The organism is Nocardia sp. NPDC055050 (genome assembly GCF_053608345.1).
This window is the reverse complement of record NZ_JBSGVG010000034.1, coordinates 1-15,072: the sequence shown is the minus strand read 5'-3', so window position 1 is coordinate 15,072 and position 15,072 is coordinate 1. Positions and strand designations below refer to the sequence as shown.

Below are 15,072 nucleotides of genomic sequence, written 5' to 3'. Positions count from 1 at the left end.
GGTAATATGTCAATGTGGTTTTTGCTCATGACACCGAGGCGGCCCTGCTGGCGGCGGTCGAACTGGTCAATTCCGCCGAAGACCCCGACACCTTGACCGAGGCGGCTCAGCTCGCCGAGTTCTTCGAACGACACGTCTACACGGGCGCGCACACCGGCGACGCGGCCGAACTGACCGCTGTCCGGGCCCTGCGCGCGCCGCTGCGCGCGATGCTCACCAGCGACCGCGATGCCGCCGTCACGCTCGTGAACGAGACTCTCGCCGGGCACCGCGCTGTACCGCAGTTGGTCCGCCACGGCGACGTCGACTATCACGTGCACGCGGTCCCGCCGCAAGCCCCACTTCCGGTTCGCATCGCCGTCGAAACCGCGATGGCGATGATCGATCTGATCCGCGCCGACGACCTGAGCAGACTCTCGATCTGCGCCGACGCGGACTGTGCGGGACTGGTACTCGACCTGTCCCGCAACCGTTCCCGCCGCTATTGCAGCACCGCATGCGGCAACCGCAACGCCGTCGCCGCCTACCGTGCGCGCCAGAAGTAGCCCACTGCAACGTGGTTCGGAGTAGGCCGATGCCGGGCTGAGTCTGTCTCGGGCTAGCTCGGCCGTCTCTGCGTGAGCCCGTCGAGCAATGCGGCGAGCCCGAACTCGAAACTCCCCACGGCCGTGACGGTTTCCGTGTCGGCGCGCTCGAGCCGGGCCCGCAGCCGCGGATACGGCAGGGCGATCTCGCCTGCCTCGTCGAGCGCGGCCTGGAGTTCTACCGCCGGATCGCGATCTCCGCGCCCGAGCCGTCGCCGCAGTGACACATCGGCCGCGGCGCCGGCGGCACTGCCGAGGATCAGCGTGAACACCGACCCCATCGCTTGGTCGGCCGCGTCGTCGACGAACCCGGCGTTCTCGTACACCGTCAGTGCGACCTCGTCGTGGCGAGCCTTGTTCGGCCCGTAGAGCAGGTAGCTCGACTGCGCCTGCGCCAGCCAGGGATGCCTGGTGATGGTTGTGTACAACCCGCGGGCCAGCTGTTCGGCGGCCGCGCGCCAGTCGAGCGAGTCGGGGTCGGGCAGGGTGATTTCGCCCCAGATCTCGTCGGCGGCGAGGCGAATCAGGTTGTCCTTGTTCTTCACATGCCAGTACATCGCGGTCGGTGCGGAATCGAGCCGTTTGCCGAGGCTGCGCATGTTCAGCCCGTCGAGTCCCTCTTCGTCGAGCAGGTCGATCGCGGTGGCGACGATTTGTTCGCGGGTCAATGTCTCACGCGGCATGCCTAGACCATAGGGGTTCACCTGGCACTTTCACAAAGTTCAAGAAATCTCTTGCACTTAGTTCAAGTAGACCGCTACGCTACTTTTACAAAGTTCAAGAAGGGATCGACCAGCATGAATGTCTTCCTCGCCACCATCGACCTCGCCATCGCCGCCGCGTTCGTGAGCATGCCGTTCGTGCGCAATCGCTACGGCGCGGCCGCCATGGTCACCGCCGAGTCCGAGCTGGCCAGACAGGGGGTGCGCACCACCGCGCTCACCGAGAACGGCATGCGGTTCGACGCCAGTGGCCACGAGAGTGCCGCGCCACTGAGCGTCGCCGCGATCATGATCGCGCTCGCCGGCGTCAACCTCGCTGACCTGGCCGTCGCCCGGCCGCTGAACTGGGTGCTGTTGACGCTGGTTCTGCTCGGCAACAGCGTCATCGTCTACAGCAATCACACCGCCGTGCGCTCGGTGCGCGCCGCGTTCCACCGCAAGGGCGATCCCGAACTGATCCGTATCGACGTTCCCGCACTGCTCGCGGCCGCCGAATCAGGCTTCCCGGCCTGGACGTGGACGTTGCAGACGCTGCGCAACATCACCGTCTTCGGCAGCGCCGTCCTCGGCCTCGCGGCCCTCGTACTTTCCTGAAACAGCAAGCAAGGAGAAGAACCATGTCCGATCTCGCCCAGTTCATCGCCGCTACCGCCACCGAATTCGGCATCCCCGGCCTAGCCGTCGGTGTTTTCGCCGACGGTCACGAGATCTTCGCGACGCACGGCGTCACCGGCATCGACAACCCGCTTCCCATCACCCCCGACACCCTGTTCGCCGCCGGCTCCATCACCAAACCGGTGACCGCGACCGCGCTGATGCGGCTGGTCGCCGAAGGCAGAATCGACCTCAACGCGACTGTTCAGCAGTATGTTCCGGAATTCACGGCCTCGACCGACATCACCGTCGGGGCCCTGCTCAACCACACCTCGGGCCTGGACTGGAACCTCCTCGTCGATACCGGCGAGGGTGACGACGCGCTCGCCGAGTTCGCCCGCCGGTTGAGTGATCTCCCGCCGATCGGCAAGCCAGGCGAACGCTCCTCCTACAGTCAGGCCGGTTTCAACCTCCTCGGCCGGGTCATCGAAACTGTCACCGGCCAGAGTTTCGAGCGCGCGGTCCACGACCTCGTACTCGCACCGGTCGGTATGGACAACAGCGTCTTCCAGCTCTCCGAGGTCATGACCCGCCGCTTCGCGATCGGCCACGAACTCGGCGCCGACCACGAAATGAGCGTCGTCCGGCCGTGGAAGGGCAACCGCGCCAACAATCCCGGCGGTGGCCTGGCCACGACCGTCGCCGATCAGTTGCGGTGGATGCGCGTGCACCTGGGGAAGAGCGATGTGCTGCCGACAGACATGCTCGCCCGCATGCAGGAGCCGACCGTGCAGCTGCGGGCCAGTTCGCTCGGCGACGCGATCGGTCAGTGCTGGTTCGTCCGCGACATCGATGGTGTCCGCACCATCGGCCACGGCGGTTCGGGCTTCGGGCAATTCGCCGAACTGCTTCTCGTCCCCGAACGCGACTTCGCGGTGGTGGTGATGGCCAACGCCGGTCCCGATGGCATCGCGTGCAACCAGCGCATCGTCCGCTGGGTCCTCGCGCACTACCTCGGCATCGATGATGTCGACCCGGCACCGCTGCCCTTCGACGCCGCGGCGGCCGCGGAACTGGTCGGCCGCTACGAGATCGACGCGATGACTTTCGACATCACCGCGACCCCGTCGAGTCTGGTCCTCGAGGTCAGGATCAAGCCGGAGCTGCGTGCGGCGGCCGGCCACGATCTCCCGCCCGACCACGCGCCGTTCGATGTCGGCCTGCTGCCCGGCGGCGGTGACGAATACATCGTCACCTCAGGGGCTTTCGTCGGTCAGCGCGGATACTTCAGCCGCGACGAGGACGGCGGGGTGATCGGAGTGGACCTGGCCGGCCGGTTGTTCACCCGCATCGGCTAGCGCGCGTCGGGTGGACCGCCGGGTTTCGCCACCCGGCGGTTCGGTCGTGCCCGCAGCGCGCCTACCTGACCTTCGGGCACTTCTTGCCCGCCAGATGGCACTTGTCCTCGAATCCCGCGGGCAGCCAGGTGCCGGTCTTCAGCAGTGGGTGGTGCGGAAAGTGCCGCAGGGCAGCGGTGACGAAAAGCAATACCGCCCAAGGGCTTTGGATCTGGATCTGCTGCAACTTGCCGTCTCGGTCGGGGAATCGGCAGCCGACGCGATCCGGCGCGGTGAGGTCGATGGACTCGAGCGCGGACCAGTACAGCGAGAACGACCGATCGGGGTTGGCGAGATGCAACCGCCGGTCCGAGATCATCACCGACCCCGGCCGTTCCGCCACCCAGCGCGGTTGCGCGGCGGCCGCTGCCTGAGTGCGCCGGGTCCGGTTCACGACCGCATTACCCAACTGCGCGGCCGCGACGATCGGGGCCGGACCGGCGACGGGCCCCCGGCTCCTGGTCCGATTTCCGTCGCCGGTCGGCCGCCACGTGTACCAGTTGACGGCTCCCTCGGCGAGACCGACCTCGCCGGGCTCGATCCGCACCCGCGTCGCCGTGTGTGGGATCAGTCCCACCTCGCCGCGCGCCAGCAGATCGGCCACCCCGCAGGTGTACAGCAGGTAGTCGTCGAACCACGTCCACCCGGCCTGTTCGGCCAGGGCGCGTTCGATATCGGCCAGCGGGTCGAACACCACTCTCATCACCACCCACCCGTGCGGACTTACTGGTGTCAACGGTAGCGGAGACCGGCGGCAACGCGCGGTCGGCGGACAGCGAAAATCAGCGTTCGCTGTCCAGCATCGCCATCTGCTCGGCCGCGTACCGCTCGCCCGCGACGGCGTCGGCCGGTGCCGCCGCCTCGATCACGGCCAGCTCGTCGGGCGTGAGCGAGATCGCGAGCGCCCCGAGCGTCTCGTCGAGGCGCGTCCGGCTGCGCGCGCCGATGACCGGCACGATGTCCTCGCCCCGGCTCAGTGCCCAGGCGATCGCCAGCTGGGCGACCGAAACCTGTTTCGTGGCAGCGATATCGGCCAGCGCCTCGACCAAGCGCAAGTTCGTGGTGAGGTTTTCGCCCTGGAAGCGCGGGCTGTGGGCACGGAAGTCGCCGGCCGTCGCAGGCCCGCCGTTGCGGAAGGTATCGCTGAGCAGCCCCCGCGAGAGCACGCCGTAGGCGGTGATGCCCGTGCCGAGTTGCCGTGCGACCGGGAGGATTTCCTTTTCGATGCCGCGGGAGATGAGCGAGTACTCGATCTGGAGGTCGGCGATCGGGTGCACCGCGGCGGCCCGTCGCAGTGTGTCGGCACCGATCTCGGAGAGTCCGATGTGCCGCACGTACCCCGCCTCGACGAGTTCGCCGATCGCGCCGACGGTGTCCTCGATCGGCACCTCGGGATCCAGGCGCGCGGGCCGGTAGACGTCGATGTGATCGACACCGAGTCGAGTCAGTGTGTAGGTGAGGAAGTTGCGGAGGGCGGCCGGTCGCCCGTCGAAGCCGCCCCATGTTCCGCCCGGCCCGCGCAGCGCACCGAATTTCACGCTGAGTACCACGTCCTCGCGGGCGCGTTCGGCGATGGCCTTGCCGACCAGCATCTCGTTGTGACCCGCGCCGTAGAAGTCACCGGTGTCGATGAGGTTGATGCCCGCGTCGATGGCGGCATGGAGGGTCGCGACCGATTCACGGTCGTCGGAGGCGCCGTATATCCCGGACATGCCCATCGCGCCGAGGCCGATGCGGCTGACGCGGGGACCGGTGTCGCCGAGGCCGACGGTGGGAATCTGTGAGTTCGTCATGCTTCGAGCCTGCGCCGCGAGCGCCGCTCGCGGCAGAGATCGTTCATCGGGGGATCGCCGGTCCCTGGCTGGGCGCCGCCGCGAAGCGCACCATGGAGATATGGACCGATCCGAGCTGGCCGACTTCCTGCGCCGTCACCGGGAACTGCTCACCCCCGCCGACGTGGGCCTGCCGCCTGGCGTGCGCCGGCGCACCCCCGGTCTGCGACGCGACGAGGTGGCTCTGCTCACCGGCATGTCGACCGACTACTACACCCGCCTCGAACAGGCGCGTGGTCCACGCCCGTCCACCCAGGTCCTCGCCGCGCTGGCTCGCGCGCTGCGCCTGAGTGCCGACGAGCGTGACCACCTGTTCCATCTGTGCGGCCACTCGTCCCCGGACCGCGGGCTGCGCGACAAGCACGTCGGCCCCGGCCTGCTGCACATGCTGGACAAACTCGACGACGTCCCCGCCGCCGTGATCACCGATCTCGGCGAGGTTCTCGTCCAGAACCGCATGCACAGTCTGCTGGCCGGTGACCACGGCGCCCGCAGGGGTCTCGATCGCTTCTATTCCTGGCGCTGGTTCACCGATCCATCGGCCAGAACGCTCTTCCCCGAATCGGATTGGGCCCGTATGAGCCGCAGCCATGTGGCCGATCTGCGTGCCACCGCGGCACGTCGCGCCGACGATGCGGAGGTCACCGGCTTCATCAGCGAGTTACGCGGCAACAGTGCGGAATTCGAAGAGCTGTGGAACGAACACGAGGTCGCCGTGCGGATCTCCGACACCAAACAGTTCCTGCATCCGGAAATCGGCCTGATCGATACGATCTGCGAAACCCTGCTCACCCCGAACGCCGCCCAGCGACTGCTGGTCTATCTGCCGCGTCCCGGCACCGACGCGGCGGAGAAGATGGCGCTGCTGCGGGTGATCGGCACCCAACTCCTCAGTCCGACACAGTGATTCACGGTGTCCCGGTGACATAGGCCAGCGCGGTGTCGATTGCGGGCTGACCGCCTGCCAGCGCGTACCCGGCGAGCGCGCCGATCGCCGCCCCTGCCACGGTGGCGACCGGGACGGTGATGAAGTCCAGGATGAACAGGCCGAGTGGGAAGCCGAGTACGAAACCGATGGCAGCCCCGATGGCGGCACCTTCGATGATCTTCGGTTGCAGGCGTTGGGTTTCGGCGAAGAAGCGTTCCTGTGCGCTGATGTCGCGCACCGGTGTGGTGGATTCGCTGATCGGGGTGAGGGTCAGGCTGGTGCCCTGCTCGTCGATCGACGGTGTGAGCGGCACCGCGTGCGCACCGACCCGCACGACCATCGGCAGCGCCGCGAGGACCGCCCCCGATTCGTCGGTGATCGCGACGACTGTCGCGTCGTGGACGAGCTGGAACCGCCCCGTGTCGATGGTGGTGACCACCGCACGCCGATCCTCGGTGGCGCTCACCTGGTAGTTCACGCCCTTGTCGATGCCGCGCAGCGAGGGCGCCGCGACCGGCTGCTCGGCGATCACCGGCGCGGGCTCGGCGTGCCCGTTCCCGGCTGCCGCCACGATGACCCCCATCGCGAGCAGTGCCGCCCCGACCCCAGTGCCGATCCTCATCCCGCAAGCCTCCTGCTGCTCCGCCCGGGTCCGGTTCGTCCCGTTCATCGCGGCAAACCTAGCCGTTGCGGCCCCGTTCGGAAAGTCCATAGCCAGCGGGGCCGGGACGGATCAGCGCCGCGCGTTCGACGATCCGGCGCCGGTCTGTGGACGTCGGGCGAAATCCGGCGCGTGCTCGGGGCGCAGCCCGATACCGCCGAGATAAGCGGTGATTCCGGCGAGCGCGGGCACGGCGTCGACAACACGCAGCGGCAAGGGTGCGGTGTGCAGGGTTCCCCGCAGCGCGGGCGTGATGAGCATGTCGTGTTCGCCGCGCTGGGATCGCTGCGTGAAGCTCGCGGGCAGCATCCGCCTGCGCTGCACCTTTTCCAGGTCGGCGGTCCGCACGGTGCCGTCGAGCAGCGGCTGGGCCAGGATGCGCGCGGCCGCGACGGCGTCCTGCACCGCGAGATTGACGCCGACCCCGCCGACCGGTGACATCGTGTGCGCGGCATCGCCGATGCACAGCAGGCCGGGGACGTACCACCGGTCGAGCATGCCCACCGTCACCTCGAGCAGTTTGACGTCGTCCCAAGTCCGGATCGCCGCTGTCGCCTCGGTGGACCAGCCGAACAGTTCGGTGACGCGATCGCGTAGCCACCGCACGTCGTGTGCGGCGCGAAGCTCTGCGTCACAGCCCTTTTCGATGATGTAGCCGGTCTGGTAGTAGTCGCCGCGGTCGATGGCCACCGCGGAGTTGCCGTTGGTGAAGCGGGCCTGCACGGCACCGCCGTCGATGTCGTCCTCCGATTTCGGGATGCGGAAGAACCACATGTCCATCGGCACGTCCTCCATGCGCGGGCGCAGACCCGCGGCCTCGCGCGTCACGGAATCGCGTCCGTCGCAGGCGATCACGAGATCTGCGCGCAGGGCGTGTTCGACACCGTCGGCATCGAGATAGCGCACGCCTGCCACCCGGCCCGCCTCCTCGATCAGTCCGGTCGCGGTCGAGCGCATGCGCAGGGTGAAGGTCGGTTCCTCGGCCGCGGCGCTGGTGAGCAGGTCGAGGAAGTCCCATTGCGGCACCATGGCGATGTGCCGGTACTTGCCGGGAATTCGGGTGAAATCGGCGGCGACCACCATGCGGTCGCCCGCGTGCATGCACATCCGGGTGAGCTCGGAGCGCGGCAACCTGGCGAAGTTCGCGCCGAGCCCCAGTTCGTCGATCAGTCGCACCGTCGACGGGTGCACCGTATCGCCGCGGAAATCCCGGAGGAAGTCGGCATGCTTTTCCAGCACGGTCACTTCGACGCCTGCTCTGGCGAGTAGGAGACCGGCCATCGTGCCCGCGGGGCCGCCGCCGACGATGCAACAGGTGGTCTTGTCCATGAGTGTTCCCCCTCGATGATTCCCGCCAAGTTCTACGACAAAGCGTAGTAGTGAATCCATCGGCCCGTCCAGGGTTTTCCGAAAGGGGTTGACCGGATGACGTCGCCACGCAATACTGAACTAGATGGTTCAGTATGACTTCCTAGACGCCTCGTTCGGGGCGCTCGCGGACCCCACACGGCGGGGCATCCTCGAGCAACTCGGGCGTGGACCCGCGAGTATCAGCGAGTTGGCCGAGCGATTCGAGATGACCTTGACCGGCATCAAGAAGCACATCGGCCTGCTCGAGGACGCGGGCATGGTGGTCACCGAGAAGCGTGGGCGGGTGCGGTACTGCCGGATCTGTGAGCACGTCTTCGATCGTGAGGTGGCCTGGATGCAGGGTTATCGGCAGATGCTCGAAGCCCGGATGGACCGTCTCGGTGAATTCCTGCAACGAACGGAGCCAGAGCAATGAGCACCACCACCAACGACGCCGTCATCACCTCCACCTCGGACCGCGAAGTCCACATCGAACGCGATTTCGACGCCCCACTGGACCGGGTATGGGACGCCTACAGCCGCATCGAGCAGCTCTCCCGCTGGTGGGGTCGCGGCCATGTGGTCGACGTCGAGCGCTGGGAGTTCCGCAAGGGCGGCCACTGGCGTTTCGTCGAACACGACGGCGACGAGTCCTACGGTTTCGAGGGCCGCTTTCGCGAGATCACCCCGAAGGAACGCATCGTGCAGTCCTTCGAGTGGGACGGCATGCCCGCCCACATCTGCATCGACTCGACCACCTTCATCGATCTCGGCGACGGCCGCACCAGGGTCGCCACCGACAGCATCTTCCACACGGCCGAGGAATGCGCGGGCATGCTCGCCTCGGGCATGGAGGTCGGCCTCAACGACAGCTACCGGGCCCTCGACGCCCTGCTGGCCGAACGTCGCTGAGCGCGCGAACCCGATGCGGTGGCGGGGAGTCCCGCATCGGGTGGCGGCGTGGCCTGTTTCGCCGCAGGCTGATTCCGGACAGCGAGGGCGATGCGGCCTCGGCGCCGCGTCAGAGGTGAGTGCAGCCGGTCGCTCGTTTGCGTGGCTTCAAGCGCAACGGCGGTAGCGGCGGAGCGGGTATCCGCTCCTCGGGGGTGTGGCCGACGACCAACGGAAAACGGCTGGTATCGCGGGCTTCCCACGCCTGCCGCGCATCGATGATCTCCTCGTGACTGCGGGCGACGAAGTTCCACCACATCACCAGCTCCTCGGCGAAGGGTTCGCCGCCGACCAGCGCGAAATGCGCTCCGTCGGTGCTGGACAGGCGCAATTCGGTGCGGTCGGTGCCCAGATACAGCAGCGGGCCCGGGGTGAGTTCGGTGCCGTCGATCGTCACCGCGCCCTCGATCACCAGCACGGCGTGCTCGAACGCGCGGTCCAGCGGGAGCGACACCTCGGCGCCGGGGTCGAGCACGATGTCGGCCCCGACGATCGGCGTGTAGGCCTTCGCGGGTGAGGCGACACCGCCCAGGGCGCCGATCAGCACGGTGGCGCGCAGTCCTGGCGCCGCGTAGCTCGGCAGTTCGCGATGCTGCTCGAAATGCGGGTCGATGCCGGTGGCGGTGCCGGGCAGCGCGATCCACAGCTGGAGGCCGTGGCCCGCTTCCGCGCCGGGCACGCCGAACTCAGAATGCGCGATGCCGCGACCGGAGGTCATCAGATTCAGCTGCCCCGGCGCGATCTCGACGTCGGAGCCCACCGAATCGCGATGCCGGATGCGGCCGTCGAGCGGCCAGGTCACCGTCTGCAAGCCGATGTGGGGGTGGGGCAGGATGTCGGGGGAGGCGCCGGCCTCGGTCGCGGTGGCCGAACCGAACCGGTCGAGGAAACACCATGCGCCGACGGTCGGCAGATCCCGTTGCGGCAGTGTGCGTTCCACGTACACCCCGCGCACCCCGCCGAGTGGGACCTCCCTGGCCGGATACAACTCGGCGATCGGACCCGGACGCGGCGACGGCTCACACAGCGCCTCGTCCGGGTCGATCTCCAGGTCGCTCATCCGGCGATGCCCTTGCCCACCACGTGCGCGTCGTACTCGGGGTGCTTGTCCAGCCAGCCGCGAATGAACGGGCAGTGCGCGGTGATGGTGCGCCCGCGCGCGATCACGTCCTCGATTGCCTGGCGGGCGAGTACGCCGCCGAGTCCCTTGCCCGCGAACACGTCATCGATCTCGGTGTGGATGAAATCGGTGTCGTTGTCGCGCTCGATGTATTCGGTGAAGCCGGCGAGCTCGTCGTCGAAGAACACGTCGTAGCGATTCTTCTCGACATTGCGCACGACGCGGCGCTGTGGCTCTGCTGTCTCGGTCATCGGCAAACGCTCCTTCCGCACCGACGGCGGTGCGCTGAGGGTCGGCGCGTCGTTGCGTCGACCGTGACGGTAACCAGAACCATTCGTCGGCCGCAGCCTATTCCGCGCGATCGTCGGTCGTCGCGGGACTCTATTCGCGTCCTGCCGAGGTGAACGTCATATCCGCGTACCGGCTGCCTGCCACCTGTTCGGCGATCGGCTCCACTGCGGCCAGTTCGTCCGCAGACAGGCGTACTGATGCCGCGGCGACGTTGTCGGCCAGTCTGGTCCGCTTGCGGGTGCCGGGAATCGGCACCACGGACAGGTTGTGCACGTCCGCCCGCGCGTGTACCCACGCGAGTGCGACCTGGGCCTGGGTGATGCCGTGCGCGGCGGCGATCGCGGCCAGCGGTGCGAGCAATGCGGCGTTGTGCTGGGCGTTGTCGCCGGTGAAGCGGGGCTGGAACTTGCGGAAGTCCTGGTCGCTCAGCTCTGTCGCCGAGGTGAACGCGCCGGTGAGAAAACCGCGGCCCAGCGGCGAGTACGGAACGAACGCCACACCCAGTTCGGCCGCGGCGGGCACCGCGGTGCGTTCCACGTCGCGGGAGAACAGCGACCACTCCGACTGCAACGCCGCGATCGGGTGCACCGCGTGCGCGGCCCGCAGCTCGTCACCGGTCACCTCGGACAACCCGAGCGCCCGCACCTTGCCCGCCGCGACGAGTTCGGCCATGGCGGCGACGGTCTCCTCGATCGGGACCCGCGGGTCGCGCCGGTGCATGTAGTACAGGTCGATCGTGTCGACGCCGAGCCTGCGCAGGCTGGCCTCGACCGATGCGCGAATGTAGGCGGGGGAGTTGTCGAAGCCGCGGAAGGACGGATCGTCGGCCTTGCGAACGATGCCGAATTTCGTGGCGATGAGCAGGTTTTCGCGGTTGGCACGCACGAAATCGCCGAGGAATTCCTCGTTGTGGCCGGATCCGTACACATCGGCGGTGTCGAACAGGGTGACGCCGAGTTCGAGCGCGTGGTCGAGGGTGGCCCGCGATTCGGCCGCGTCGGTATCACCGTAGAACTCGCTGATGCCCATACAGCCGAGCCCCTGAGTGCCGATCAGCGGTCCGTCGGCGCCCAGAGTCGTGGTCGGCAGTGTCGCGGTGGTGCTCATGTGTCGCTTCCTTCGCTCGTGTGCACGGTGATCGTGGCGGGCCGGACCACATCCGATCGGCCTTCGTAGACGGCGATCTTGTAGTCGAGAACGGCCACGGTCTGCTGCAGCTCCGCGATCTTGTCGAGCACGTCGGATCTGGTCTGCCGGAACATCTCCAGCCGATCCGGGTAGGTCTGCTCGCCTGCCCGCACCAGTTCGGCGTAGCGGATCATGTCGGCCACCGGCATGCCGGTGAGCCGCAGCCGGGCGATCAGCGCCAGCCACTCCAGGTCGCGGTCGCTGAACCGGCGGTTGCCGGTGTGATCGCGACCGACATAGCTCATCAGCCCGATCCGCTCGTACCAGCGCAGGGTGTCGCGGCTCAGGCCCGAGCGATCGGCCACCTGGCCGATCGAATACCTCGGGCGTTCGTGCTCGTCGTCGCCGCTCTCGGCGCGCAGCGCCGCGTCCTGATCCATCGTGCTCGTCCCTTCCCGTGGAACTTCTTAGACGGTATCCACCTGGAGTGCACTCCAAGCAAGGACTGTTCCTCGGGGCGAGCGAAGTCAGCTGTAGTTCGGCAGCTCCTGGATCGCCCACTTGTTGCCGTCGGGGTCGGCGAAGAAGGTGAACCGTCCCCAGCCCATGTCCTCGACGGGGCTGGCCGCCACACCCGCGGCGATCAGCTGTTCATAGGCCTTGTCGGCGCTGGCCACGACCATCTGCATCCCCTCGACGCTGCCCGGCGCGGCGCTGGTGAGCCCGCGGCCGATGCAGATCGAACACCCCGAACCCGGCGGTGTGAGCTGGACGAATCGGATCTCCGGGGACGGTGTGTGGTCGTGATCGGCGTTGAAGCCGATGCTGGTGTAGAAATCCTTGGCCCGGTCGACATCGGTGACCGGGATGGCAACGAGTTCGATTTTCCAATCCATGTGGTCGAGCATGACACGGTGGTCCGACGGAAACGTAGTGTGGATCACATGGCTGGTAAGGACATCGACCGCGTCAGGGCCCGCTCGGCTTGGGAAACGGTCAAGGAGAGCCCGGTGATCACCGCTATCGCGGTGGCCCCGGTGGTACTCGTGCTCGGCGTGGTCTGGGCGCTGACGAACGGATTCGTCGCGTTCGTGCTTCTGGCGCTGCTGGGGGTGGGCATCGTCGTCGGCGGCAAGCTGCTCAAGTGAGCCGCACCGAATGAGGTCAGCGCGGGACGTGGAACGTCGTGAGTTCGCCCGTTCCGGGGCCGAGTTGTGCCCACGGCCGATCGAATTCGAGCACGGCCAGCGCCGAGGTGGGGAACTTGCGGCTGAGCTCGGTCGCCTGATCGGATTCGCGGTTGCCCGCCAGCTCCCACGCGGTCCAGGGAATCCCGGGCACATGGCCGACGATGAGCAGCGTCGAGATCGTGTCGTCGGTGAGCCCGATCAGTTCCATGAGGGTGTGCGGGTTCGCGTCGTAGATGTCGTCGGTGTACTCGACGGGCGCGGTGATGCCGGTGGCCGCGAGGGTCTGTCTGGTGCGCTCGGCGGTCGAGCAGCGCACCGCGTCGATCGGCGGCGCGGCGGCGCGCAACCAGTCCCCGGCCAGCGCCGCTTCGCGCTCGCCACGCGGTGCCAGCGGGCGCGCGTGGTCGTCGACGTTGTCGGGATAGGCCGATTTTCCGTGCCGCATCAGGATCAGGGTCGCCACCATGAGACCACCGTAATCGTGGGCAGCGGTGAGGTAGCAGTCACACTCGAGGCACACTGAAAGCTGCGTCACCATCGATGGGTTCGTGGTTCACCCGCCACGGGCCCTGATAGGGGGCGTCTCGAGCCACCGACCACACATTTCGAGGATCTGCACCTATGGCCTACGTCATCACGCAGCGTTGTTGCAACGACGCCAGCTGCGTCACCGAATGCCCGGTCGACTGCATCCGCCCGACTCCGGATCAACCGGAGTTCGCCACGGCGGAGATGCTGTACATCGACCCCGACACCTGCATCGACTGCGGTGCCTGCGTTGACGCGTGCCCGGTGGACGCGATCTTCTCCGAAGATGACCTGCTGGCCTCGCTGTCCAGATACCGCGAGATCAACGCCGCCTACTTCCAGCGTCACCCGCTCGAGTCGAACTTCGACCCGCTGAGCACACCGGTGCGCCCGCCCAAGAGCCTGGGCACGCTGCGCGTCGCGATCGTCGGCGCGGGCCCCGCTGCCTGCTACGCCGCCGACGAATTGCTGCGGCGCAGCGATGTCGAGGTGGAGATGTTCGACCGGCTGCCGACCCCGTGGGGTCTGGTGCGCGCGGGCGTCGCCCCCGATCACGCGGGCACCAAGGGCGTCGCCGAGATGTTCGAGTCGGCGTTCCGCCGCGACACGCTGCAGTACTACCTCAATGTCGAGGTCGGTGAGCACATCGATCACCAGGAGCTCCTCGACCACCACCACGCGGTGATCTACGCCGTCGGCGCCTCGAGCGACCGCGCGCTCGGCATCCCCGGCGAGGACCTGCCCGGCAGCCACTCGGCCACCGAGTTCGTGGCCTGGTACAACGGCCACCCCGACTTCGCCGAGCACGAGTTCGACCTGTCCGGTGAACGTGCGGTGATCGTCGGCAACGGCAACGTGGCCCTCGATGTGGCGCGCGTGCTCACCGGCGACCCGGACGAGCTCGCCAAGACCGACATCGCCGACCACGCGCTGGACGCCCTGCGTCGCAGCAACATCCGCGAGGTGGTGATCCTCGGGCGACGCGGCCCGCTGCAAGCCGCCTACAGCTCGCCGGAGTTCCTCGCGCTCACCCATCGCACGGGCGTCGATGTGATCGTCGACCCCGCCGATATCGAACTCGACCCGCACAGCCGCGCGTTGCTCGACGATCCGAACATCGAACCCTCGTTGCGCCTGAAGTACGAGCTCGCGAAAGAGTATTCGACGGCCGCGCCCGACCTGTCGAACAAGCGGATCGTGTTCCGCTACCTCGCCGCGCCGACCGTCGTGCACGGCACCGACGCGGTCACCGCGATCGAGTTCGCGCACAACGAATTGACCGAGGAGAACGGGCAATTGGTGGCCACCGCTACCGATCGCACCGAGACCATCGAGACCGGCCTGGTGCTGCGCTCGATCGGCTACCGTGGCGAACCCGTCGCCGGCCTGCCCTTCGACGAGCGCCGTGGCACCGTGCCGAGCGAGCACGGCCGGGTCATCGACGCGACCGTCCCCGTCCCCGGCGTCTACGTCTCCGGCTGGATCAAGCGCGGCCCGCGCGGGGTGATCGGCTCCAACCGGATCGACGCCGAGGAGACCGTCGAAGCGGTGATCGCCGACTTCATCGCGGGCAAACTCACCGCGCCGACCGGCGACCGCGCCGCCCTGCGGGCACTGCTCGCGCAGCGCCAGCCCGATCTGGTCGACCGCAAGGGCTGGAAGACCATCGACCAGGCCGAGAAGACCGCGGGCAAGGCGGCAGGCAGGCCGCGGGTCAAGTTCACCACCCGCGCCGACCTGCTGAAAGCAGCCAAGGGCTAGGTGCAGAGCCGGCACGGGTACCCGCGGTGTCGGGT

Annotated in this window: 19 protein-coding genes; 8 read left to right on the top strand and 11 right to left on the bottom strand. The window is 67.8% G+C overall.

Annotated elements, in window-relative coordinates; translation table 11 throughout:
- The first annotated feature begins 14 nt into the window (after positions 1-14).
- Entirely contained in the window at positions 15-545 is a 531-nt protein-coding gene (locus ACWGCN_RS27530; protein WP_378990949.1) for a CGNR zinc finger domain-containing protein, read from the top strand.
- Positions 546-598: 53 nt separating this feature from the next.
- Here ACWGCN_RS27530 and ACWGCN_RS27525 read toward each other — a convergent pair whose 3' ends face one another.
- Positions 599-1,267 (bottom strand): TetR/AcrR family transcriptional regulator C-terminal domain-containing protein, encoded by a 669-nt coding sequence (locus tag ACWGCN_RS27525; protein ID WP_452459454.1) that lies wholly within the window; start codon positions 1,265-1,267, stop codon positions 599-601.
- Positions 1,268-1,381: 114 nt separating this feature from the next.
- Here ACWGCN_RS27525 and ACWGCN_RS27520 point away from each other — a divergent pair, with 114 nt between their 5' ends.
- Together ACWGCN_RS27520 and ACWGCN_RS27515 are read left to right on the top strand one after the other, a co-directional pair.
- Positions 1,382-1,900 carry a hypothetical protein gene (locus ACWGCN_RS27520; protein ID WP_378990945.1) on the top strand — a complete coding sequence of 173 codons (519 nt, stop codon included), beginning with the start codon at positions 1,382-1,384 and terminating at the stop codon, positions 1,898-1,900.
- A gap of 23 nt (positions 1,901-1,923) precedes the next feature.
- Complete coding sequence (locus tag ACWGCN_RS27515) at positions 1,924-3,258, top strand: serine hydrolase domain-containing protein (RefSeq protein WP_452459455.1); 1,335 nt, start codon at positions 1,924-1,926, stop codon at positions 3,256-3,258.
- Between the two features lie 61 nt (positions 3,259-3,319).
- On the opposite strand, the gene ACWGCN_RS27510 is transcribed toward ACWGCN_RS27515, so the two are convergent.
- Together ACWGCN_RS27510 and ACWGCN_RS27505 are read right to left on the bottom strand one after the other, a co-directional pair.
- Positions 3,320-4,000 (bottom strand): hypothetical protein, encoded by a 681-nt coding sequence (locus tag ACWGCN_RS27510; protein ID WP_379313628.1) that lies wholly within the window; start codon positions 3,998-4,000, stop codon positions 3,320-3,322.
- A gap of 79 nt (positions 4,001-4,079) precedes the next feature.
- Entirely contained in the window at positions 4,080-5,090 is a 1,011-nt protein-coding gene (locus tag ACWGCN_RS27505) for an aldo/keto reductase (RefSeq protein WP_379313627.1), read from the bottom strand.
- A 100-nt stretch (positions 5,091-5,190) separates the two neighbouring features.
- Here ACWGCN_RS27505 and ACWGCN_RS27500 point away from each other — a divergent pair, with 100 nt between their 5' ends.
- On the top strand, positions 5,191-6,036 hold the full coding sequence (locus tag ACWGCN_RS27500) for a helix-turn-helix transcriptional regulator (RefSeq protein WP_452459456.1): 846 nt from the start codon (positions 5,191-5,193) through the stop codon (positions 6,034-6,036).
- A 1-nt stretch (position 6,037) separates the two neighbouring features.
- Here the strand turns inward: ACWGCN_RS27500 and ACWGCN_RS27495 are convergent, their stop codons facing one another.
- Both ACWGCN_RS27495 and ACWGCN_RS27490 read right to left on the bottom strand, forming a co-directional pair.
- Positions 6,038-6,679: a hypothetical protein gene (locus ACWGCN_RS27495; RefSeq protein WP_379313624.1), complete on the bottom strand. Its 642-nt coding sequence runs from the start codon at positions 6,677-6,679 to the stop codon at positions 6,038-6,040.
- 111 nt (positions 6,680-6,790) lie between these two features.
- Positions 6,791-8,047 carry an FAD-dependent oxidoreductase gene (locus tag ACWGCN_RS27490; protein WP_452459457.1) on the bottom strand — a complete coding sequence of 419 codons (1,257 nt, stop codon included), beginning with the start codon at positions 8,045-8,047 and terminating at the stop codon, positions 6,791-6,793.
- A gap of 124 nt (positions 8,048-8,171) precedes the next feature.
- On the opposite strand from ACWGCN_RS27490, the gene ACWGCN_RS27485 reads away from it, so the two are divergent.
- Positions 8,172-8,504, top strand: a complete 333-nt coding sequence (locus ACWGCN_RS27485) for an ArsR/SmtB family transcription factor (RefSeq protein WP_378634300.1) — start codon at positions 8,172-8,174, stop codon at positions 8,502-8,504.
- Positions 8,501-8,980 carry an SRPBCC family protein gene (locus tag ACWGCN_RS27480; protein ID WP_387445720.1) on the top strand — a complete coding sequence of 160 codons (480 nt, stop codon included), beginning with the start codon at positions 8,501-8,503 and terminating at the stop codon, positions 8,978-8,980. The genes ACWGCN_RS27485 and ACWGCN_RS27480 overlap by 4 nt, the downstream gene beginning before the upstream one ends.
- A 109-nt stretch (positions 8,981-9,089) precedes the next feature.
- Here the strand turns inward: ACWGCN_RS27480 and ACWGCN_RS27475 are convergent, their stop codons facing one another.
- The 5 genes from ACWGCN_RS27475 to ACWGCN_RS27455 form a co-directional block, all read right to left on the bottom strand.
- Entirely contained in the window at positions 9,090-10,079 is a 990-nt protein-coding gene (locus ACWGCN_RS27475; RefSeq protein ID WP_452459458.1) for a pirin family protein, read from the bottom strand.
- The gene (locus tag ACWGCN_RS27470) at positions 10,076-10,390 is read right to left on the bottom strand and encodes a GNAT family N-acetyltransferase (protein ID WP_452459459.1); all 315 of its coding nucleotides are present in this window, start codon (positions 10,388-10,390) and stop codon (positions 10,076-10,078) included. The genes ACWGCN_RS27475 and ACWGCN_RS27470 overlap by 4 nt, the downstream gene beginning before the upstream one ends.
- Before the next feature lie 130 nt (positions 10,391-10,520).
- Entirely contained in the window at positions 10,521-11,537 is a 1,017-nt protein-coding gene (locus ACWGCN_RS27465) for an aldo/keto reductase (protein WP_378990928.1), read from the bottom strand.
- Positions 11,534-11,998, bottom strand: a complete 465-nt coding sequence (locus ACWGCN_RS27460; RefSeq protein WP_378990927.1) for a MerR family transcriptional regulator — start codon at positions 11,996-11,998, stop codon at positions 11,534-11,536. Before ACWGCN_RS27460 ends, ACWGCN_RS27465 begins: the two co-directional genes overlap by 4 nt.
- Before the next feature lie 87 nt (positions 11,999-12,085).
- Positions 12,086-12,454 carry a VOC family protein gene (locus tag ACWGCN_RS27455; RefSeq protein WP_378990926.1) on the bottom strand — a complete coding sequence of 123 codons (369 nt, stop codon included), beginning with the start codon at positions 12,452-12,454 and terminating at the stop codon, positions 12,086-12,088.
- Positions 12,455-12,502: 48 nt separating this feature from the next.
- On the opposite strand from ACWGCN_RS27455, the gene ACWGCN_RS27450 reads away from it, so the two are divergent.
- On the top strand, positions 12,503-12,706 hold the full coding sequence (locus tag ACWGCN_RS27450) for a hypothetical protein (protein ID WP_062988972.1): 204 nt from the start codon (positions 12,503-12,505) through the stop codon (positions 12,704-12,706).
- A 16-nt stretch (positions 12,707-12,722) separates the two neighbouring features.
- Here the strand turns inward: ACWGCN_RS27450 and ACWGCN_RS27445 are convergent, their stop codons facing one another.
- Positions 12,723-13,214: a SixA phosphatase family protein gene (locus tag ACWGCN_RS27445; protein ID WP_378634316.1), complete on the bottom strand. Its 492-nt coding sequence runs from the start codon at positions 13,212-13,214 to the stop codon at positions 12,723-12,725.
- A gap of 155 nt (positions 13,215-13,369) precedes the next feature.
- Between ACWGCN_RS27445 and ACWGCN_RS27440 the strand changes: the two genes are divergently transcribed.
- Positions 13,370-15,037 (top strand): FAD-dependent oxidoreductase, encoded by a 1,668-nt coding sequence (locus ACWGCN_RS27440; RefSeq protein ID WP_379314894.1) that lies wholly within the window; start codon positions 13,370-13,372, stop codon positions 15,035-15,037.
- The last annotated feature ends 35 nt before the right edge of the window (positions 15,038-15,072 follow it).